17 protein-coding genes and 3 tRNA genes are annotated in these 20,233 nt (G+C 65.7%); 12 read left to right on the top strand and 8 right to left on the bottom strand.

From position 1 onward, the window contains the following. Both AC5RT8_RS14455 and ilvD read right to left on the bottom strand, forming a co-directional pair. Entirely contained in the window at nt 1-1,908 is a 1,908-nt protein-coding gene (locus AC5RT8_RS14455) for an acetolactate synthase large subunit (protein WP_494096385.1), read from the bottom strand. 483 nt (nt 1,909-2,391) lie between these two features. After that, the gene (ilvD, locus tag AC5RT8_RS14450; protein WP_494096384.1) at nt 2,392-4,095 is read right to left on the bottom strand and encodes a dihydroxy-acid dehydratase; all 1,704 of its coding nucleotides are present in this window, start codon (nt 4,093-4,095) and stop codon (nt 2,392-2,394) included. Between the two features lie 148 nt (nt 4,096-4,243). Between ilvD and AC5RT8_RS14445 the strand changes: the two genes are divergently transcribed. Then, on the top strand, nt 4,244-4,723 hold the full coding sequence (locus tag AC5RT8_RS14445; protein WP_494096383.1) for a hypothetical protein: 480 nt from the start codon (nt 4,244-4,246) through the stop codon (nt 4,721-4,723). 7 nt (nt 4,724-4,730) lie between these two features. Here the strand turns inward: AC5RT8_RS14445 and AC5RT8_RS14440 are convergent, their stop codons facing one another. Continuing rightward, the gene (locus AC5RT8_RS14440; protein WP_494096382.1) at nt 4,731-5,699 is read right to left on the bottom strand and encodes a 2-hydroxyacid dehydrogenase; all 969 of its coding nucleotides are present in this window, start codon (nt 5,697-5,699) and stop codon (nt 4,731-4,733) included. Between the two features lie 122 nt (nt 5,700-5,821). On the opposite strand from AC5RT8_RS14440, the gene AC5RT8_RS14435 reads away from it, so the two are divergent. The 4 genes from AC5RT8_RS14435 to AC5RT8_RS14420 all read left to right on the top strand — a co-directional run bounded on the left by AC5RT8_RS14435 (nt 5,822) and on the right by AC5RT8_RS14420 (nt 6,908). Continuing rightward, nucleotides 5,822-6,139, top strand: coding sequence for a hypothetical protein (locus tag AC5RT8_RS14435; protein WP_494096381.1), 318 nt, complete (start codon nt 5,822-5,824; stop codon nt 6,137-6,139). 116 nt (nt 6,140-6,255) lie between these two features. Further along, nucleotides 6,256-6,331, top strand: a tRNA-Lys gene (locus tag AC5RT8_RS14430). A 123-nt stretch (nt 6,332-6,454) separates the two neighbouring features. Further along, entirely contained in the window at nt 6,455-6,682 is a 228-nt protein-coding gene (locus AC5RT8_RS14425) for a hypothetical protein (protein WP_494096380.1), read from the top strand. Between the two features lie 150 nt (nt 6,683-6,832). Further along, nucleotides 6,833-6,908, top strand: a tRNA-Lys gene (locus AC5RT8_RS14420). 94 nt (nt 6,909-7,002) lie between these two features. Here the strand turns inward: AC5RT8_RS14420 and AC5RT8_RS14415 are convergent. The 3 genes from AC5RT8_RS14415 to AC5RT8_RS14405 form a co-directional block, all read right to left on the bottom strand. Continuing rightward, entirely contained in the window at nt 7,003-7,797 is a 795-nt protein-coding gene (locus tag AC5RT8_RS14415) for a GNAT family N-acetyltransferase (RefSeq protein ID WP_494096379.1), read from the bottom strand. Between the two features lie 35 nt (nt 7,798-7,832). Next, a complete protein-coding gene (locus tag AC5RT8_RS14410; protein ID WP_494096378.1) occupies nt 7,833-9,005 on the bottom strand; it encodes an RtcB family protein in 1,173 nt (390 codons plus the stop codon). Nucleotides 9,006-9,126: 121 nt separating this feature from the next. After that, nucleotides 9,127-9,681 carry a MarR family winged helix-turn-helix transcriptional regulator gene (locus AC5RT8_RS14405; protein ID WP_494096377.1) on the bottom strand — a complete coding sequence of 185 codons (555 nt, stop codon included), beginning with the start codon at nt 9,679-9,681 and terminating at the stop codon, nt 9,127-9,129. Nucleotides 9,682-9,830: 149 nt separating this feature from the next. On the opposite strand from AC5RT8_RS14405, the gene bcp reads away from it, so the two are divergent. The 5 genes from bcp (at nt 9,831) to AC5RT8_RS14380 (ending at nt 14,415) form a co-directional block, all read left to right on the top strand. Then, nucleotides 9,831-10,298 (top strand): thioredoxin-dependent thiol peroxidase, encoded by a 468-nt coding sequence (gene bcp, locus AC5RT8_RS14400; protein ID WP_494096376.1) that lies wholly within the window; start codon nt 9,831-9,833, stop codon nt 10,296-10,298. Nucleotides 10,299-10,355: 57 nt separating this feature from the next. After that, nucleotides 10,356-10,437, top strand: a tRNA-Leu gene (locus AC5RT8_RS14395). A 237-nt stretch (nt 10,438-10,674) separates the two neighbouring features. After that, nucleotides 10,675-12,369 (top strand): ABC transporter substrate-binding protein, encoded by a 1,695-nt coding sequence (locus AC5RT8_RS14390; protein ID WP_494096375.1) that lies wholly within the window; start codon nt 10,675-10,677, stop codon nt 12,367-12,369. Nucleotides 12,370-12,469: 100 nt separating this feature from the next. Continuing rightward, on the top strand, nt 12,470-13,474 hold the full coding sequence (locus AC5RT8_RS14385; protein ID WP_494096374.1) for an ABC transporter permease: 1,005 nt from the start codon (nt 12,470-12,472) through the stop codon (nt 13,472-13,474). Further along, complete coding sequence (locus AC5RT8_RS14380; RefSeq protein ID WP_494096373.1) at nt 13,471-14,415, top strand: ABC transporter permease; 945 nt, start codon at nt 13,471-13,473, stop codon at nt 14,413-14,415. The genes AC5RT8_RS14385 and AC5RT8_RS14380 overlap by 4 nt, the downstream gene beginning before the upstream one ends. 121 nt (nt 14,416-14,536) lie before the next feature. On the opposite strand, the gene AC5RT8_RS14375 is transcribed toward AC5RT8_RS14380, so the two are convergent. Together AC5RT8_RS14375 and AC5RT8_RS14370 are read right to left on the bottom strand one after the other, a co-directional pair. Then, a complete protein-coding gene (locus AC5RT8_RS14375) occupies nt 14,537-14,848 on the bottom strand; it encodes a tetratricopeptide repeat protein (protein ID WP_494096423.1) in 312 nt (103 codons plus the stop codon). A gap of 84 nt (nt 14,849-14,932) precedes the next feature. Then, nucleotides 14,933-16,648 (bottom strand): ABC transporter ATP-binding protein, encoded by a 1,716-nt coding sequence (locus AC5RT8_RS14370; RefSeq protein WP_494096372.1) that lies wholly within the window; start codon nt 16,646-16,648, stop codon nt 14,933-14,935. Between the two features lie 125 nt (nt 16,649-16,773). Here AC5RT8_RS14370 and AC5RT8_RS14365 point away from each other — a divergent pair, with 125 nt between their 5' ends. Together AC5RT8_RS14365 and AC5RT8_RS14360 are read left to right on the top strand one after the other, a co-directional pair. Then, nucleotides 16,774-18,519, top strand: coding sequence for an ABC transporter substrate-binding protein (locus AC5RT8_RS14365; RefSeq protein ID WP_494096371.1), 1,746 nt, complete (start codon nt 16,774-16,776; stop codon nt 18,517-18,519). A 123-nt stretch (nt 18,520-18,642) separates the two neighbouring features. Next, nucleotides 18,643-20,133, top strand: coding sequence for a malate:quinone oxidoreductase (locus AC5RT8_RS14360; protein WP_494096370.1), 1,491 nt, complete (start codon nt 18,643-18,645; stop codon nt 20,131-20,133). The last annotated feature ends 100 nt before the right edge of the window (nt 20,134-20,233 follow it).

Here is a 20,233-nt window from a genome sequence, read left to right as displayed (position 1 = left end):
CTAGTCCTCCTCTTCCCAGGTGGGAGTCATATTGCGGGCAATCTGGATCAGGTCGTTGGACACGCCGGTGGGGACCATCGGCCACACCATGGAGTCGCGGCTGACCACGAAGTCGATGACGACCGGCCGGTCGTTGATCTCCAGCGCCTGCGCGATGGTCGCGTCGATGTCCTCGTCCCGTTCGCAGCGCAGCCCCACGCATCCGTAGGCTTCGGCCAGTTTCACGAAGTCAGGGATCCGCACGGTGTCATGCCCGGTGTTGAGGTCCGTGTTGGAGTAGCGGGACTCATAGAAGAGGGTCTGCCACTGCCGGACCATGCCCAGCGAGGAGTTGTTGATGATGGCGACCTTGATCGGGATGTTGTTGATCATGCAGGTGGCCAGTTCCTGGTTGGTCATCTGGAAGCAGCCGTCGCCGTCGATCGCCCAGACCACCCGGTCCGGGTTGCCGACCTTGGCACCCATGGCCGCCGGCACGGAGTAGCCCATGGTGCCCAGGCCGCCGGAGTTCAGCCACGCCCGGGGACGTTCGTACTTAATGAACTGGGCGGACCACATCTGGTGCTGGCCAACCCCGGCAACGTAGACGCCTTCGGGGCCGGTCATCGCTCCGATGCGTTCGATCACCTTCTGCGGGGCAATCAGACCGTCTTCGGGAGTGGCGTAACCGATCGGGTAGGTTTCGCGCAGCCGGTCCAGCACCGTCCACCAGGCGGAGATGTCCGGCGTCCCGGCTTCGAACTGTCCGCGCACGGCGTCGGCCAGCTCGGGCAGGATTTCCTTCACCGAGCCGACAATCGGCACATCGGCCGGACGGTTCTTGGAAATCTCGGCCGGGTCGATGTCCGCGTGGATGACCTTGGCTCCCGGAGCGAAGGAGCTCAGGACGCCGGTCACCCGGTCATCAAAGCGTGCTCCGAGGGTAATCAGCAGGTCTGACTGCTGCAGGGCGGTCACCGCCGACACCGAGCCGTGCATGCCGGGCATGCCCACATGCTGCGGGTGCGAGTCGGGAAACACGCCGCGGGCCATCAGCGTGGTGACCACCGGGGCGCCCACCAGTTCGGCCAATTCGAGCAGCTCCGCGGATGCGTTGGCCTTGAGCACGCCGCCGCCCACGTAGAACACCGGCCGGTGCGACGCCGCGATGAGGCGGGCAGCTTCGCGCACCTGCTTGGAGTGTCCGCGGACTACGGTGCGGTAGCCCTGCAGGTCGATTTTCGGCGGCCAGGAGAAGGTGGTCTTCGCCTGCTGCGCGTCCTTGGAGATATCGACCAGGACCGGGCCCGGCCGTCCCGACGTCGCAATGTGGAAAGCCTCGGCCAGCACCCGGGGAATGTCCGCGGCGTCCGTCACCAGGTAGGAGTGCTTCGTGATGGGCATCGTGATCCCCACGATGTCGGCCTCCTGGAAGGCGTCGGAGCCGATGAACGCGCTCGAGACCTGCCCGGTGATGGCAACCATCGGAACGGAGTCCATGTGCGCGTCGGCGATCGCCGTGACGAGGTTGGTGGCACCGGGTCCCGAGGTCGCGATGCAGACGCCGGCACGTCCGGTCACCTGGGCGTAGCCTTCGGCGGCGTGCCCGGCACCCTGCTCGTGGCGGACCAGGATGTGTCGGATTTTCGGCGAATCCATCAGCGGATCGTAGGTGGGCAGGATGGCGCCGCCGGGCAGCCCGAAGACTTCGTCGACGCCGAGTTCCTCGAGTGAGCGGACAATGGCCTGCGAGCCGGTCATCTCGGTGGGCGGAACAACGTTGTTGGGTCCCTGGATCCGCTCATCCGCGGCTTCGGTCACTGCAGACGCCGAAGCGGCCACGTCTTTGGTCTTGGCTGCCGCTGCGCGTGCAGCGGCATGTGCCTTTGAGGCCATCAGCGAAGGGCTGATCGGCGATCCCTTACTCATCGGAACTTCCTTTGCGGATGCTAATCCATGGTCAATGCGGTCATGCGACGGCCGGTCCGGGTTGTGCCCGGCACGGCTTTTCCGTGTTCAGCTTCGCCGTAAGCGGCGATGCCAATAAAAAAACCCCTCGTGCCGGTGGGCTCCGTAGGGGTTCGCGCGTGACGTCTTAGACAAGTCGGGCTGTTACGCCACGCGCTTGATAAGGACGACGGGTACGATCTGCATACCGTTCAGTCTTGCGGTCCCCTGCGGGGGTGTCAATTACATGAGACGCCCGTCTCAATATGTGAGACGTAATATCCCGGCTGGTGGACTTGCTTCGGCCCCTGACATTTCTCCGAGACGGTCCCCTCCCCGCGAAGGCGGCAGGGCTTCCCTCACAGGTTCCCCGCCCACACAAGGCGGAAGGGCTTAATAAGGTTGATGCCCCCTTAGGGCCCCTGTGTGGCAGGCGCTCCAGCGCCTGCCACACAGGGAGGGGCATCAACCGCAGTAAGCCCCGGTGGAGGCGGAGTTCACCATCTTGGCGTACTTCGCCAGGACGCCCTTGGTGAACTTCGCCGGCAGCGGCTGCCAGCCGACCTTGCGGGCTTCGAGTTCTTCGGGCTCCACCAGCAGGTCGAAGCTGCGGGCGGCAATGTCCACGCGGATCCGGTCCCCGTCCTTCACGAAGGCGATGGGGCCGCCGTCGACCGCTTCCGGTGCCACGTGGCCGATGCACAGGCCGGTAGTGCCGCCGGAGAACCGGCCGTCCGTCAGCAGCAGGACGTCCTTGCCCAGGCCGGCGCCCTTGATGGCACCGGTGATGGCGAGCATTTCGCGCATGCCCGGGCCACCCTTGGGACCTTCGTAACGGATCACGACGACGTCACCGGCCGAGATTTCGCCGGCGTCGAGGGCGTCCAGGGCTCCCTGTTCGCGCTCGAAGACGCGGGCGGTGCCTTCGAAGATGTCGGCGTCGAAGCCTGCGCTCTTCACCACGGCGCCTTCGGGGGCCATGGAGCCCTTGAGGATGGTGATGCCCCCGGTCTTGTGGATGGGGTTGTCCATGGCGCGCAGCACCTTGCCGTCCGGATCCGGCGGGTTGATCGCGGCGAGGTTCTCGGCGACGGTCTTGCCGGTGACGGTGAGGCAGTCGCCGTGGATCAGGCCGGCGTCGAGCAGGGCCTTCATGATCACCGGAACGCCGCCGATCTTGTCCACGTCGAACATGACGTAGCGGCCGAACGGCTTCAGGTCGCCCAGGTGCGGGATGGTGTCGCCGATGCGGTTGAAGTCCTCGAGCGTGAGGTCCACTTCGGCTTCGCGGGCGATGGCCAGCAGGTGCAGCACCGCGTTGGTGGAGCCGCCGAAGGCCATGGTGACCGCGATGGCGTTTTCGAAGGCCTTCTTGGTCATGATGTCGCGGGCCGTGATGCCCTTGCGCAGCAGGTTGACCACGGCTTCGCCGGACTTGCGGGCGAACTCGTCCCGCCGCCGGTCCGCCGAGGGCGGGGCGGCCGACCCGGGCAGGGACATGCCCAGGGCCTCGCCGATGCAGGCCATGGTGTTGGCGGTGTACATGCCGCCGCAGGCACCTTCGCCGGGGCAGATGGCCCGTTCGATGGAGTCCAGGTCCTTGAGGCTCATCTTGCCGGCGGCGCAGGCGCCCACGGCCTCGAAGGCATCGATCAGCGTGACTTCGCGTTCGCTGCCGTCCTCCATCTTGGCGAAGCCGGGCATGATCGATCCGGCGTAGAGGAAGACGCTGGAGAGGTCCAGGCGGGCCGCGGCCATCAGCATGCCGGGCAGGGACTTGTCGCAGCCGGCCAGCAGCACGGATCCGTCCAGCCGCTCGGCCATCATCACCGTTTCCACCGAATCGGCAATGACTTCGCGGGACACCAGGGAGAAGTGCATGCCTTCATGTCCCATGGAAATGCCGTCGGACACGGAAATGGTGCCGAACTGCATCGGGAAGCCGCCGCCGGCGTGAATGCCTTCCTTGGCACCGGTGGCCAGGCGGTTCAGCGAAAGGTTGCAGGGGGTGATCTCGTTCCAGGAACTGGCGACGCCGATCTGGGGCTTGGCGAAATCGTCGTCGCCCATCCCGACGGCGCGGAACATGCCGCGCGCCGGGGCCGCGTGTATCCCGTCAGTGACTACTCGGCTGCGGGGTTTGATATCCGGTGTGTTGTCTCCGCTCATGGGTCGATCGTAGGACTTAAGCCGGCTGTGTTCTCCCATATGACGGACATGCTCAGCTCTTGTTACGGCCTGTGAACGGCAGATGAAGTTCCTGCGCGAAGCGGGCCGGGCTTCCCGAATGGGGGGACAGTGTTCATAGACTGGGGGTATGACATCGGATACAGGTTCTCCACATCCGGAAGCAGATACTGCCCCCGACACAGAGTCCGACGCCCCCGCAAGCACCCAGCTGAAGCAGGTGCTGCGCCGTGTTTTTGAATCCCAGATCCCCAATTACGGCGACTACAACCTGGTGCTGGCCACGCCGGGGCTCGACGGCGAAACCGGTTTCTACGTGCTGGGCTACCGGTGGCGCCCGGCCGAAGTTGTGTTCGCTCCGTTCGATCTCGTATCGCTGACCGGGCTGGAAGCGCCGACGTCGGTGAACACCACCAACCTCAGCCACACCGATGTGCTGGATGCCGACGCCTACGAGGTAGGCACCAGCACCGGACGGATTTTCCAGTTCGCCGTCGAACCCCAGGCCGTCCTTCCGGCTGCAGGCCCAACAGGTAACCGCCGGCTGGAACAGGCCGCCGATTGGGAGGATTTCCGCTCCTTCGTGGCCTCCTACCTGGAACTCGCGTAGGCGCCGCTCATTTTCCCCAGGGGCCCGGGCGGACCAGGTTCAGCGGATCCTGCCCTGCTGCCAGGCGGAGCACCTGTTCGCGCAGCAGCGCCTTGATCCGCGGTTCGAACGCCGCGGTGTTTCCGCCCCAGTGCGGGGTGATGATTGCCCCGGGCGCCTGCCTCAGTGGGTGCCCCGCAGGCAGGGGTTCGGGATCGAAGACGTCGACGGCGGCACGCAGCCGGCCGGACACCACTTCCTTGGTCAGCGCTTCGCTGTCCACCACCGCGCCGCGGGCAACATTGACCACCAGCGCCCCGTCCGGCAGGGCCGCGAGGACGCGGGCATCGATCAGGTGCCGGGTCTGCTCGGTAAGCGGCGGGATCACCACGAGGATTTCGGCCCCGGCGGCCAGCTCCGCCAGTTCCTCGGTGCCGTGCACGGTGCCGTCGTCGTCCGTCCGGGCGGTACTGCCCACCCTGGTGAGGTCGACGTCGAACGGGCGCAGCCGCGCGGCGATCTCCCGGCCGATTCCGCCCACCCCCACCAGCAGGACGCGCCGGTCCGCCAGGCCGGGGTACCGGACCGATTCCCACCGGCCTTCGTGCTGGCCGGCCAGGGCGGCATCGATTCCCCGCTGGGCGGCAAGAATCAAGGTGAGTGCCATTTCCGCCGTGGCGGCGGCGTGGACCCCTGCAGCGCTGGCAATAGCTGTGGCTTCTCCCACCAGTTCGGGCAGCCCGTCGTAGCCGGTGGACTGCGCCTGCAGAAGCACCAGGTGCGGCACCCGGCCCAGTGCGTCGCCGTGGTCGGCGCCGTTGGCGTAAGGCAGCACTACGGCGTCAATGTCCGCATAGGCCACTCCTTCGGGCTCCCCCGCCAGGTCCCAGAGGGCCACGGTCATCCCTTCGGGCAGCGGCTGCAGGGCGTCGAGGAGCTCGGGGGTGGGCACGGTCAGGGTGCGAACGCGGACATCGCCGGATTTCTGGTCAGCCATGGCAGCCAGCGTAACCGGTGCCACCCTGCCGGTGGGACGGTAGCCGCGGCCTGCGGCTATGGACAGGGGCAGGTGCCCGCCGTAACGTGAAATGTGCCTTCCGCCGACCGAAGGGAGCCGCCGTGACTCGAAAGTCCTATCTCCTCACAGCCCTCGGGGTGGGTTCCGCCGCAGCGGTCCTGGCTGTCGTGGAGCGGATCCTGGGTCATGGCGCGGTCCGGCTGGCAGCAGGAATCGACACCGCCGGCGTGCCGGATCCGGACCTTCCGGTCACCCCGGTTCCCCGTGATGCTGTCACCACGGTGACCACCGGCGACCCGGCGTCGATCCTCCCCTCCCGGACCTGGGTGGTGGATAACGGCACCGATTGGGAAGGAACGCCGGGCGAACTGGTGGTCCTCCCCCGGTCCGGAACCGCTTCCGACCGGGATTCAACGTGAAACAGGACACAAAAAGCCGGAGAATTTCATTCTGCAGCAGAACTGCTGGTAATGTTTCATGTCGTTGCTGATGCCGACCGCCGCGAAATACGACGGTTATGCTTCGCTTCGAATACGCACCTCTAGCTCAATTGGCAGAGCAATTGACTCTTAATCAATGGGTTCCGGGTTCAAGTCCCGGGGGGTGCACCAACAACCCCGTCCGATCAGGTTAATCGCCTGAACGGGCGGGGTTTTTGCTGTCCGGACCGCACAATGCGCGTACTGTTGCCCGAACGCCGCCGATTTCCGGCGGCCGTTCACCGGGGGTTTTCCATGGCACGGACGCGGTCCAGGTTCTGGGGGTATGCCCTGGCAGCAAGCTCGGTTCTGCTGTCCAGCGGTGCCGCTGCACTGTTCCATGCCGGGTTGGCAGCCGACGAAGGCCGACTCACTGACGGAGCCCTGCCTGCCCTGTGGGCCGTGTTCGGTGCCGGACTGCTCGGTCTTGCTGTCAGCCTCCCCGCTTATCTGGGGCACAAACGCAACGAGCGGAAGCGTTGACCGGAGCCGGTGCTTCCGCCTGCTTTCCGGGTCCGTCTTGGCCCGGCCGGTGCGGATTTCGTACACCCTGCCGGGACGTGGTAATGTTTCATGTCGTTGCGGAGAACGAACCGCGCCTCACGGCGAAGGTCTTCCTTCCAGCAAAAGTGCGCACCTCTAGCTCAATTGGCAGAGCAATTGACTCTTAATCAATGGGTTCCGGGTTCAAGTCCCGGGGGGTGCACCAATCAAAACCCCGTCTGACAGGCATTTTGCCCGGCAGACGGGGTTTTCTTTTTGCCCTTTGGGAATCCCCCAGCATCCGCCTCCGCCTCCTGCAGCTACGTTTCCAGACTCCAGATATACGGCGTGGTGGTGGACACCTTCAGGAAACCGGAGCGCACCAGGATCGGGCGGGAGTACTCGGTGGAATCGCTGTGGATCAGCGTCTTACCCGCGGCCAGCGCCGAGCGGGCGCGGGCAGCAGTCAGGGCGCGGTAGATGCCCCGGCCGCGCCAGGGCGCCAGCGTTGCACCACCCCAGATGCCTGCGAACTCCGTGCCAGGAACCGGTTCCAGGCGGCCGGCGCTGATGATCGTTCTTCCGCTTTCCGCTACCCAGAGCTCCATCCCGTCGCCGCGGGACAACCGGCGCAGGAGGGCGTCCGCAGTCGCGATGGACACCGGGTCGCCGAATACCCCATCCGCCATGGCACTCATGGCACGGACGTCCTCCTCCTCCGTGACGCGGCGGAGTGCCACCCCTTCGGGCAGCGGCACATCATCTGCCAGGTCCGCCGCCCGCCCGATCATGATGGATTCGGGTTCCTCCGGTAAGAACCCCTGGTGCAGCAGGGCAACATGCAGCCCGGGGGCCCGGTCATGGCCCCGGGTCTTCCACTCCACTTTCCGGATCTGCGGGTCGCTCCGGTAGTACGCCACGGCACGGGCCACCCAGCCGGCTATGGTCGAGGCATCCGCCCCGCCCAGGTCGGCGTAGGTGATGAAGCCCCGGCCGCCGTCGAACGTCACCAGGCGCAGCTGTCCCAGCCGTTCAACGGTCACAGCGCTGGGAGTTTCCGCCTCGGTGCGCAGCTGGCGGTCGTAGGCGGCAAGGAGCTCCGCGGATGTGGTCATGGGTCCACACCCTACCGCCGCACCGGAGTCCGGACTTAGTTTCCCTTGACGTTGACGATCTGCCGCAGCACGTGCCTGACCGTCACCAGGTCCTTCGCATCTGCCATCACAGCGTCGATGTCCTTATATGCTGCAGGGATCTCGTCGATAAAGGCCGGGGTATCTCGGAACTCAATTCCCTGCATGGCCTTGCGCAGCTGCTCCTGGCTGAAGGTCTTGCGTGCCCTGGTCCGGGAATACTCCCGGCCCGCGCCGTGCGGTGCGGAGTTCAGCGACGGCGCGTACCCCTTGCCTTCCACCACGTACGACGCCGTGCCCATGGACCCGGGGATCAGCCCGGGCCGTCCCGGCGAGGCGTCGATGGCGCCCTTGCGGGAAAGCCACACGTCCCTTCCGTAATGGTGTTCCACCGCCGTGTAGTTGTGGTGGCAGTTGATCCGTTCCCGCTCGCGAACGGGCTCCCCCGTCCACGTGCTGAAGCAGTCCACCACCCGGTCCATCATCTCCTCGCGGTTCAGCAGCGCGAACTTCTGCGCCCACATCAGCTCGGCAATGTACCGGTCAAACTCCCCGGTCCCCTCCTCCAGGTAGGCCAGGTCCCGGTCCGGCAGGTCGATGGACCGTTTTCCGCAGTAATTCTGCGCGGCCCAGATATGCTGCTGGGCGATCTTGTTTCCGACGCCGCGCGAGCCCGAATGCAGGAACAGCCACACGGCGTCCTCCTCGTCCAGCGACACTTCAATGAAGTGGTTCCCCGAACCGAGCGTTCCGAGCTGGAGCCGCCAGCCCTTGAGGTAGGACGCGGGATCAAAGCCGGCGGCAGCGGCGTCGTCGCCCAGTTCCTCCACGCGGAGGCGGGCCGAATCGGTGAGGCTGCGGTTGTTGTTGCCGGCCGAGAGCGGAATGGCATGTTCGATAGCTTCGCGGAGGATCCGGCGGTTTTTCCCTGCGATGTCCGCGGCGGAGTGCTGGGTGCGGACCGCAATCATGCCGCAGCCGATGTCGACGCCGACCGCTGCCGGAATGATCGCCCCCAACGTGGGGATGACGGCGCCCACTGCCGCACCCTTCCCCAGATGCGCATCCGGCATGGAGGCCAGGTGCGGATGGATGAACGGCATCCGCGAGGTCTTGGTGTTCTGCTCCAGGGTCTGGTCGTCGATCACGCTGGCAAAGTTGAGGTACTTCTCGTTAACTCGCTGCTCCACGGGCGCCCTTTCGTAAGTTCACTTACTGTCGAGGCTAACCGGCTTAACGTAGAAGAGGCACATCCAGGGGATGCGCCTCTTCTACGTTGCTGTGCAGCGACCCGACGGGCCGAACCACCGGTCAGCGGCTCTCTGCCGCCGCTTCGGCTCCTTCGGGCGTTGCCGCCGGATCCGTTGTTTCCGCCGGTTCGGTTGCTTCCGGCAGGATGATGTTTTCGGGCGGAATGGGAAGGCCCGGCACATCCACGGCAACCTGCCAGCGCGGGCTGCCCAGTTCGGTAATGACCTTCCGCAGCTGGCTTCGCAGGGCCTCGGACAGCAGCTCGCCGCCGTCGAGGAGCGTCCGCTCAATATTCTGCGCTTCGCGCAGCGCCTCGGTACCCTGCGGGGTGATCGCCACCATGTGGCTGCGCTTATCCAGGTCATTGCGCACTCGGCTGACATGTCCGTGGGTTTCCAGGCGGGCCAGGGTCTTGCCCATGGTCTGGGCCTGGACGCGCACCAGCTGCGCCAGGCGGGCCTGGGTCATGGGCCCCTGCGAATCAAGTACGCCCAACGCGATGACGCCTGCATGCGTCAGTCCGATACTGACCAACCGTTCGTTCCAGGCATGTTCTACAAGACGGGCGGCTGTCGACAACAGTCGACCGGTGGGCCAGCGCTCCATATCCGGCATAAAATAAAACTCTTCCTCTCGGCTGCGGATCCCGCTTAAACAGTAAGTCTGCTGATTGCGTGCCGATCCACAGTCTAGGATAGCCACCGCGCGTAGGAATGTCGCGTTTTGACGCACCCGACCGCGAAAACCACATCAAGGAGAGACTTATGCCCCGCCTCAGCCCGGACGAGACCGCGCCGGAATTCGCCCTCCCTTCCACCGACGGGTCCACCGTGTCCCTGGCGGACCTGCGCGGCAGCAGCGCCATCGTCTACTTCTACCCGGCTGCGGCAACCCCGGGGTGCACCAAGGAAGCCTGCGATTTCCGCGACAACCTGAACAGCCTCAAAGGCGCCGGCTACACCGTCCTGGGTATTTCCCCCGACCCGGTGGAGAAGCTGGAAAAGTTCGTGGCCGCCGAAAACCTGAACTTTCCCCTGCTCTCCGATGCGGACCATGCCGTGGCCGAGGCCTACGGCGCCTGGGGCGAAAAGAAGAACTACGGCCGAACCTACGAAGGGCTGATTCGGTCCACCGTGGTTGTAAACCCGGAGGGCAAGGTTTCCCTGGCCCAGTACAACGTCAAGGCCACCGGGCACGTAGCCAAGCTCCGCCGTGACCTGGGGCTTGATTAACCTCGGGTAGACTAAAACAGATTTCCCCGCCCGGCCTGCAGCCGCCAGGGGAATACTGCGCGAGTGGCGGAATTGGTAGACGCGCTGGATTTAGGTTCCAGTGTCTTCGGACGTGTGGGTTCAAGTCCCTCCTCGCGCACTCAGCCGCAAAAGCCCCGGTCTTCGGACCGGGGCTTTTTTGTGCCCGGAAAACCTCCTCCGCCCCGGACGTGACCAAATCGTAACCGCGCCGACGGTGACGAATGTCACGTAACAGAAACACTTGCCCATTAGGCTCTGTCCATACGTTTGCGTCCACAGGATGCATCCGGGCCGGTTTCCCGGCCGCAGGCAACACTCGCTAAGCGTTCATCTGCCCTTGAGGAGTACCCACACCATGTTTCCAGCAGACAGCGTCCGGAAAGGCCGGTCCGCAAAGAAGCGCGCGTCCGTCCTGACCGCCGGCCTTGCCCTGAGCGCCCTCGTGCTCTCCGGCTGCGCCCAAAGCAACCGCGAGGAAGGCGCCGACGGCGGCTCCGAGGGCGTGGACGGCACCTTCGTTTTCGCTGCATCGTCCGACCCCAAGTCCCTTGACCCGGCTTTCGCCTCCGACGGCGAATCCTTCCGGGTCAGCCGTCAGATGTTCGAGGGCCTGGTCGGCGTCGAACCCGGAACCGCTGATCCGGCCCCGCTGCTGGCGAAGTCCTGGGAACCGTCCGAGGACGGCATGACCTACACCTTCACCCTCGAGGAAGGCGTCAAGTTCCACGACGGCACCGACTTCAACGCCGAGGCGGTCTGCGCCAACTTCGACCGCTGGTACAACTTCACCGGCATCCAGCAGGCCGAAAGCCAGGCCTACTACTACGGCATGCTGTTCAAGGGGTTCGCGGACTCCCCGGAAACCGCAACCTACAAGTCCTGCGAAGCACCCTCGGAATCCGAAGCAGTGGTCACGTTGAACAAGCCGTTCGCCGGCTTTGTCGCAGCCCTGTCCCTGCCGGCCTTCAGCATGCAGAGCCCGTCCGCACTGGAAGAATTCGGCGCCAACGAGTCCTCCGGCACGGCCGAAGCCCCGGAACTCACCGAGTACGCCAAGGCCCACCCCACGGGCACCGGCCCCTACAAGTTCGACGGCTGGGACGTGGGCAACCAGCTCACCCTGTCGCTGAACGAGGATTACTGGGGCGGCGGCGAACCGCAGGTCACCGACATCATCTTCCGCGTCATCGACGACCCGCAGGCCCGCCGCCAGTCCCTGGAAGCCGGCGACATTGACGGTTACGACCTCGTGGCCCCCGCCGACACGGAGTCCCTGGCCGACGCCGGGTTCAACGTAGTCCCGCGTGACCCCTTCACCATCCTTTACCTGGGCATGAACCAGCAGGTGCCCGAGCTGGCCGATCCCAAGGTCCGCCAGGCCATCGCGCACGCCATCGACAAGGAAGCACTGGTCAGCCAGACCCTGCCCGAAGGCACCAAGGTGGCCACCCAGTTCATCCCCGACGTCGTCAACGGCTACAACGAAGACGTCACCACGTACGACTACGACCCCGAGAAGGCCAAGGCCCTGCTGGCCGAGGCCGGCTACCCGGACGGCTTCAGCGTGGACTTCAACTACCCCACCGGCGTTTCCCGCCCGTACATGCCCACTCCCGAGCAGGTCTTCACCAACCTGAGCGCCCAGCTGGCCGAAGTGGGCATCACGGTCAACGAACAGCCGAACAAGTGGTCTCCGGACTACCTGGACCGGGTCCAGGCAGGTTCGGACCACGGCCTGCACCTCCTGGGCTGGACGGGTGACTACAACGACACCGACAACTTCGTAGGCGTCTTCTTCGGGCAGGAGAAGCCGGAGTTCGGCTTCAACAACCCGGAGATCTTCAATGCCCTGGAAGAGGCACGGCAGGTGTCCACCCTCGAGGAGCAGACACCGCTTTACGAGCAGATCAATGACGACATCGCCAAGTTCGTGCCGGCCGTTCCGCTGGCACACCCGGCGCCGTCGCTCGCCTTCTCCGAGCGGGTGGAGTCCTACCCCGCCAGCCCGGTGAACGACGAGGTCTTCAGCGACATCAAGCTCACCAAGTAACACCCTCCGCTGAGGCCGGGGACCCTCGGGTCCCCGGCCTCCTATGCGCCTCGTCTTTTCCTCCCCAGATCCTCCAGCCCTCCGCTGGGAAAGGACACTCGTGCTACGAGTCATCGGCAAACGCCTTCTCATGCTGATCCCCACCCTGATCGGCCTTTCGATCCTGCTGTTCCTGTGGGTCCGCAACCTGCCCGGCGGTCCGGCAACCGCACTGCTCGGCGACAAGGCCTCTCCGGAAGCCATCGCCAACATCAATAAGGCCTACGGTTTCGACCGCCCCCTGATCGAGCAGTACTTCACCTACGTCGGCAAGCTCCTCCAAGGCGATTTCGGCACCTCCATCGTCACCGGACGCCCCGTCCTCGAAGAATTCGCCACCCGCTTCCCCGCCACCGTGGAACTGGCCGTCGTCGCCCTCATCTTCGCCATCGGCATCGGCATCCCGCTGGGTTACCTCGCGGCCCGCCACTACGGCCGCTTCTGGGACCACTCCTCCGTGGTCCTGTCCCTGATCGGCATCACCGTCCCGGTGTTCTTCCTGGCCTTCATCCTCAAGTGGGTGCTGGCCATCCAGCTCGGCTGGTTCCCCACCGACGGCCGCCAGGATCCCCGCATCAACGCCACGCACGTCACGGACTTCTATGTGCTGGACGGGCTGCTGACCCGGGAGTGGGACGCATCCTGGGACGCCATCCTGCACCTGGTGCTTCCAGCGATCGCGCTCGGCACCATTCCGCTGGCAATCATCGTGCGCATCACCCGGGCCTCCGTCCTGGAGGTCCAGGGCGCGGACTACGTCCGGACCGCCCGGGCCAAGGGCCTGATGGAAAAAACCATCCGCGGCCGCTTCGTGCTGCGCAATGCCATGCTCCCGGTGACCACCACCATCGGCCTGCAGACCGGCCTGCTGATCTCCGGTGCGGTGCTGACCGAGACGGTCTTCGCCTTCAGCGGCATCGGGAGGTTCCTGAGGGACGCGATCTTTGCCCTCGACTATCCCGTCCTGCAGGGATTCATTGTCTTCATCGCCGTGGCCTATTCATTGATCAACCTGATCGTTGATGTGTCCTACGGCTTCATCGATCCAAGGGTGCGTGTCCAGTGAGTACTACTCTGCCTCCCGCAGCAGGCGGTTCCGTCCTCCCCGAAGGGGCTCCCACAGCCAAGCCCGCCACCGGAAGCGGCATGTGGAAGGACGCCTTCCGCCGGCTGCGCCGCAACCCGGCCGCCATCGCCGGCGCCGTCATTGTCGGCCTGTTCATCCTGGTGTCCATCCTCGCCCCGCTGCTTGCCCCCTACGGCGGCAATGACCTGCCCGGCCGCACCAGCATCACCCCGACCAGCATTCCCGGGCCGGGCGAGATTGACGGCTATCCCCTGGGCCTGGACCGGTTCGGCGGCGATGTCCTTTCCAAACTGATCTGGGGTGCACGTGCGTCTCTGATCATCGGCGTGGTTTCCACGGCGCTCGGCCTGGCCGGCGGCGTGCTGCTCGGCGTCATTGCCGGCGGACTGGGCGGCTGGGTGGACAGCGTCATCATGCGCTTCGTCGACATCCTGCTCTCCGTGCCGAACCTGCTGCTGGCCGTAAGCATCGCCGCCCTGCTGGGCCAGAACGCCGCAGCGGTCATGATCGCCATCGGTGTTTCCCAGGTGCCCATCTTTGCCCGGCTCCTGCGCTCTTCGATGATTTCCCAGCGCAGCGCCGACTACATCCTCTCCGCCCAGACGCTGGGGCTGAGCCGGCGCACCATCACCATGAGCCACCTGCTGCCCAACAGCATGGGACCGGTGATTGTGCAGGCAACGCTGACCCTGGCGACGGCGGTGATCGACGCCGCAGCCCTGTCCTTCCTGGGACTGGGCGGCGGCCTGCCGCAGACCGCCGAGTGGGGCCGGATGCTCACCTACGCCCAGTCCGAACTGGGTGTGGCTCCGCAGCTGGCCTTCCTGCCCGGTATCTGCATCGCCGTAACCGCACTGGGCTTCACCCTCCTGGGTGAATCCCTGCGCGAGGCACTCGATCCCAAGACGCGGAGAAAGTAGCCGGGGACGGCCTGCGAGCCGCCGGGAACAGCAGAAGGGCCTTCCCCCGAGGGGGAAGGCCCTTCTGCGTTGCTGTGCCGGCTGGCTCCCGGATCCGTGTCCGGTGTCAGGGTGTCCGGTGTCAGGGGTGTCCGGCAGCGCCGGCGTCGTCGAGCGACGCCAGGTACTGCGCGTTGCCGTGCACGGCCGGCAGATACCGTTCCAGGTCCGGTGAGGAGAGGTTCTCCGCGAGCAGGACCAGCAGGCCCGCGAGCGCCGCGTTTCCCTTGCCCGCCGCGTGCAGGGTCAGGGCCTCGAAAACCCCCAGCGACACCGATGCGGGAAAGAGCTGTCTGGCGCGGGCAAAGACCGCCAGCGATTCCTCCGTACGGCCGAGGAGACGGAGGGTGCTGCCGTACTGGAGGTAGCAGCGCCGCAGCACGTCCCCTTCCAGGCCCTCATGTCCTCCCGGTTCCGGGCAGCGAGGAGCTGCCGAAGCTCGGCGTCCACTTCCTCCGGCACGTCCGCGGAGCCCAAGCTAGGACGCCATCTCGCCGTCGATGTTGAGCTCGTTGCCGGGGATCGAGGCGAGGAGCTTCCTCGTGTAGGGGTGGCGCGGGTTGGAGAAGACTTCCTCCGATGTGGCGGCCTCGACCAGTTCGCCGTCCTTCATCACGCAGACGTAGTCGGAGATCAGCCGGACCACCGCCAGGTCATGGGAGATAAAGAGGTAACTGAGACCGAACTCGCGCTGCAGATCCCCGAGCAGCTGCAGGATCTGCGCCTGCACCAGCACATCCAGGGCCGAGACCGGCTCATCACAGACGATCAGCTCGGGCTTCAGTGCCAGGGCACGGGCGATGGCCACGCGCTGGCGCTGCCCGCCCGAAAGTTCCGCGGGGTAGCGGTGCAGCATTTCCCGCGGCAGCGCCACCTGGTCCATCAGTTCCAGCACCCTTCGGTGGCGCTCGGCCTTGTCGCCGCGGCGGTAGGTCTTGAGCGGCTCCTCCAGGATCCGCTCAATGGTGTACATCGGGTCCAGGGAGGAATACGGATCCTGGAAGATCGGCTGCACCCGCTGCCGGAAATCGCGCAGCTGCACCTTGTCCATGGCGGCGACGTCCATGCCGTCGAAGGTCATGGTTCCGCTGGTGGGTTCAATCAGCTTCAGCAGCATCCGCGCCGTGGTGGTCTTGCCGGAACCGGATTCCCCCACAATGGCCACGGTGCGGCCGCGGGGAATGTCGAGGGTGACGTTCTTCGCGGCATAGAAATCATCCGACCGCCCGCGGATCTTGAATACCTTGGTGAGGTCGCGGAATTCGACGATGTTGTCCGGTGCCGTCCCGGCAGGCTCGGCAGGCTCGGCGGCCGGCGTCGCTCCGGCGGCGGTTTCACCCTGCGGCCCGCCGTGGGCGGCGGCAAAGGCTCCGGGGCTCAGCCGTACGGCCGCCACGCTGGGGGCGGCACGGACCAGTGACTGGGTGTACGGGTGCTGCGGGTCTTCCAGGAGCTGGCGGGCGGGGCCGGTTTCCACCACCTCGCCGCGGTGCATCACCACCAGTTCCGTGGCCCGTTCGGCAGCGAGTCCCAGGTCATGGGTAATGAGCAGGACCGACGACCCGAGCTCCTCGGTCATCTGGTCGATCTGGTCGAGGATGGTCCGCTGGACCGTGACATCCAGGGCGCTGGTAGGTTCATCGGCAATCAGCAGCCGGGGACGGCAGGCCAGGCCGATGGCGATCAGGGCGCGCTGGCGCATGCCGCCGGAGAACTCATGCGGATACTGCTTGGCGCGTTCCGCCGCGTTGGGCAGCCCCGCCGCCGTCAGGACCTCGATGACCTTCCGGTCCACGTCCTTCGACGTCGCCATTCCGTGGACCAGGAGGGTTTCGGCAACCTGGGTACCGATTTTGGTGACCGGGTTGAGGTTGGACATGGGATCCTGCGGAACCAGTCCGATGGAACGCCCGCGGATGGCACGCATCTTGGACTCCGGCAGGCCTACGAGTTCCTGGCCGTCGAAGCGGATGCTGCCGGAGGCAACGGTGCCGTTACCCGGCAGCAGCCCGATGACGGCCATCGCGGTAGTGGACTTTCCGGATCCGGACTCCCCCACGATGGCCAGTGTCTTGCCTGCCGGAAGGGTAAAGCCGGCATTGCGGACAGCGGAGACTTCTCCGTCCATGGTCCGGAAGTTAACGGCGAGGTTGCTCACCTCGAGCAGGGGGGAATCAGTGGTCAAATCAGTCATTTCCCCATCCTGCCCCACCGGCACCCCTTGTGACGCGTGTCTCACAGCTCTTTACCTGTTTTTAATCATTTAGAATGAAGAATCACCGAAATATGAGGGATGGAGCGTCCCGGAGGAGTATCACCGTGACCAAATCCGGTACCGCCGCATCCGGCAGAGCCATTTCAGGTACAGCCGCATCCGGCGCTGCCGGCTCCGGCCCGGAATCCCCCGGCCTTTCCCGCCGATCCGTGATCCGTGCAGGTGCAGTGGCCGCCGCCTTCATGCTCACGGGCTGCACAGCTGAAGCAGCGGGCGGTTCCCCGTCCCCGTCCCCCACGGCAACCGGACCGGCCGGTCCCAAGGGCCGGTTCGTTTTTGCGACGGCGGCACGCCCGGTCACCCTGGACCCCGCCCTGGCAACAGACACCGAGTCCTACCGGATCACCCGGCAGGTTATGGAAGGGCTGGTCGGCGTGGACCCCCTGACCTCGGCCCCGACACCGCTCCTGGCAAAAAGCTGGACCAAGTCAGAGGACCGCAGGACCTACACCTTTGAACTGCGCCGCGATGTCACTTTCCACGACGGCGAGCCCTTCAACGCCGAAGCGGTGCGCCGGAACTTTGAGCGCTGGTACACCCTGCCGGAATCCGTGCGCAGCGATTCCCTGATGTACCGGTCCGTCTTCCGCGGGTTCTCCGACTCCCCCAGGACGGCGCTGTACCGGGAATGCGCCGTGGAGGACGAATACACGGTGCGGGTGGAGCTTACCGAGCCGCTGGACAGCTTCATCCCCGCCCTTGCCGCCCCGGCCTTCGCCATGTCTTCGCCCAAGGCCCTCAACGACGGCGCCGCCGATGCCCTGACCCAGGAACGCAACGGCCGCAGGGTCTCCGGCTACGGCGTTTCTCCCGTGGGGACCGGCCCGTTCCGCTTCGTCGGCTGGAACGAGGACACGGTGGAGCTCGCCGCCTACCCGGAATACTGGGGCGAGGCCGGACAGATCGGCACCGTCGTCTTCAAGACCGTAACCAGCCCCGAGGGCCGGCTGCGCGCCCTGAAGAAGGGCGACGTGGACGGATACGACCTGGTGACCGTCAACGACGTCGGCGATCTGGCCCGCAACGGCCTGCAGATCCAGCAGCGGGACCCGTATTCCATCCTCTATCTGGGCATCAACACCGAGTTCCCCGGACTGGACAACGTCCTGGTGCGCCGGGCGGTAGCCCATGCCATCGACAAGCCGGCCGTCCTGGACGGGCTGTTCCTCAACGGCACCAAGCCCGCCAACCAGTTCCTTCCGCAAAAGCTGGGCCTCACGTCCGACAGTGTCACCAGTTACGGATACGACGTCGAGAAGGCCCGCGACCTGCTCAAGGAGGCCGGGTACGACGGCCGCGAACTGCCTTTCTACTACCCGCGCCGCGTGACCCGCAGCTACCTGCCCACCCCGGAAAAGGTCTACGCCAGGCTCAGCAGCCAGCTCACCGCCGCCGGGTTCAACATCCGTCCGGTCCCCGTGGACTGGTCCCAGGGCTACCTGGAAAAGGTGCAGGGCAAGGAGGACCGCGCCTTCCACCTGCTGGGACTGGCCGGCAGCTATGAGGCCGGTGACAACTTTGTCGGGACCCTTTTCGGCCGCTACACCGACGAATTCGCCTACAGCGACCCCGAAGTTTTCAGCGGGATCGAAAAAGCACGGGCGCTCGCCGAAGGCCAGGAACAAACGGACGCGTACCGCGCCATCACCGATCGGATTTCCGAACGCGTGCCTGCGGTCCCCCTCGCCTTCCCCATCTCCGCCCTGGCACTGTCCCCGCGCGTCGGCTCCTACCCCACGAGTCCGGTCCTGCACGAGGTCTTCAACCGGATCACGCTGACCGACGCCTAGGACCCGCTTGGCGCGGTTGGCAGCTCCCCCTCCCGCCGGGACGGGCGTGCGGCAATAATTTTAGGAAGACATGTGGTCGGGGATACGCTTCTAGGGCTAGCGCCCACGCGACTGGAGAACAAGTTGACTGCTAATAGCCCGGCGGATAAGTCCGCAACGAAAACTGATGTACTGCTGATCGGCGGCGGCATCATGAGCGCGACCCTCGGGGCGTTCCTGAAGCAGCTGGCGCCCGATTGGGACATTTCCCTCTACGAGCGCCTGGACCGCGCGGGGCTGGAAAGCTCCGATCCCTGGAACAATGCGGGAACCGGCCACGCCGCGCTCTGCGAACTGAACTACAGCCCCGCCGGCCCCGACGGCTCCGTTGACCCGGCGAAGGCGGTGGGCATCAACGAGCAGTTCCAGGTTTCCCGGCAGTTCTGGTCGCACTTGGTCTCTTCCGGCCACATCTCCAACAACTTCATCAACCCGCTGCCGCACATGAGCTTTGTCTGGGGCGACGCGCATTCGGAGTACCTGCGCCGCCGCTACGAGTCGCTCAGCGCCCAGCCCCTGTTCAAGACCATGGAGTTCTCCGAGGACCCGGCCAAGCTCGCGGAGTGGGCGCCCCTGATCATGGAGGGCCGCGACCCGTCGCAGCGCGTTGCCGCCTCGCGCGTCACCGGCGGAACCGACGTCGACTTCGGGGCACTGACCCGGGAACTGACGAACTACCTCGGTGCCAACGGCGTGAACATGCATTTCCGCCACGAGGTCGCCAATGTGTCCCGCTCCTCCACCGGCGGCTGGGATGTCAAGGTCAAGGACCTTGCCGGCGGCGCCACCAGCACCGTCTCCGCGCGCTTCGTGTTCATCGGCGGCGGCGGCGGGGCCCTGCACCTGCTCCAGGCCTCCGGTATTCCCGAGGGCAAGGGCTTCGGCGGATTCCCCGTCTCGGGCCAGTTCCTGCGCTCCACGGACGAATCCATCATTTCGCGCCACAACGCCAAGGTGTACGGCCAGGCCTCCGTCGGCGCCCCGCCCATGTCCGTACCGCACCTGGACACCCGGTTCGTCAATGGCAAGCGTTCCCTGCTGTTCGGCCCGTACGGCGGCTTCTCCCCGAAGTTCCTGAAAACCGGGTCCTACCTGGACCTGCCCCTCTCGGTCCGCCCCTCCAACCTGGTGCCCATGCTCGGCGTAGCCAAGGACAACATGAGCCTGGTCAAGTACCTCGTGACCGAGGTACTGAAGACCCGCGAAGGCAAAACGCAGGCGCTGCAGGAATTCATGCCGCAGGCCACGACCGAGGGCTGGGACCTCATCACCGCCGGCCAGCGCGTCCAGGTCATCAAGAAGGATCCGAAGAAGGGCGGCGTGCTGCAGTTCGGCACCGAACTCATTACGTCCGCCGACGGATCCATCGGCGCCCTGCTGGGTGCCTCGCCCGGCGCTTCCACCGCTCCGCCCATCATGATCAACCTGCTCAAGCGCGCCTTCCCCCGCCAGTTCGACGGCTGGGAACCCAAGATCAAGGAAATGATCCCGGGCTACGGCGTCAAGCTCAACGAAAACGAGCAGCTGGCGGCGGAAATCGAAGCCGACACCAACAAGGTCCTGGGACTTTCCTAGCACCGGCAGCATCCGCGGCGCAGGCCGTCCCCTCCGGACGGTCCTGCGCCGCACCCTGCTATCCGACGCCGGCACTGCGGCGTTCCCCGTCTCCAGTTCG

Source organism: Arthrobacter sp. Ms25, from assembly GCF_059090365.1.
This window is presented reverse-complemented; position numbering and strand designations above follow the sequence as displayed.

What these genes read in the sequence shown, in the direction of transcription:
- AC5RT8_RS14455 (WP_494096385.1), bottom strand. Translation starts at nt 1,908, where the DNA reads ATGAGTAAGGGATCGCCGATCAGCCCTTCGCTGATGGCCTCAAAGGCA.
- ilvD (WP_494096384.1), bottom strand. Translation starts at nt 4,095, where the DNA reads ATGAGCGGAGACAACACACCGGATATCAAACCCCGCAGCCGAGTAGTC.
- AC5RT8_RS14445 (WP_494096383.1), top strand. Translation starts at nt 4,244, where the DNA reads ATGACATCGGATACAGGTTCTCCACATCCGGAAGCAGATACTGCCCCC.
- AC5RT8_RS14440 (WP_494096382.1), bottom strand. Translation starts at nt 5,699, where the DNA reads ATGGCTGACCAGAAATCCGGCGATGTCCGCGTTCGCACCCTGACCGTG.
- AC5RT8_RS14425 (WP_494096380.1), top strand. Translation starts at nt 6,455, where the DNA reads ATGGCACGGACGCGGTCCAGGTTCTGGGGGTATGCCCTGGCAGCAAGC.
- AC5RT8_RS14415 (WP_494096379.1), bottom strand. Translation starts at nt 7,797, where the DNA reads ATGACCACATCCGCGGAGCTCCTTGCCGCCTACGACCGCCAGCTGCGC.
- AC5RT8_RS14405 (WP_494096377.1), bottom strand. Translation starts at nt 9,681, where the DNA reads ATGCCGGATATGGAGCGCTGGCCCACCGGTCGACTGTTGTCGACAGCC.
- bcp (WP_494096376.1), top strand. Translation starts at nt 9,831, where the DNA reads ATGCCCCGCCTCAGCCCGGACGAGACCGCGCCGGAATTCGCCCTCCCT.
- AC5RT8_RS14390 (WP_494096375.1), top strand. Translation starts at nt 10,675, where the DNA reads ATGTTTCCAGCAGACAGCGTCCGGAAAGGCCGGTCCGCAAAGAAGCGC.
- AC5RT8_RS14370 (WP_494096372.1), bottom strand. Translation starts at nt 16,648, where the DNA reads ATGACTGATTTGACCACTGATTCCCCCCTGCTCGAGGTGAGCAACCTC.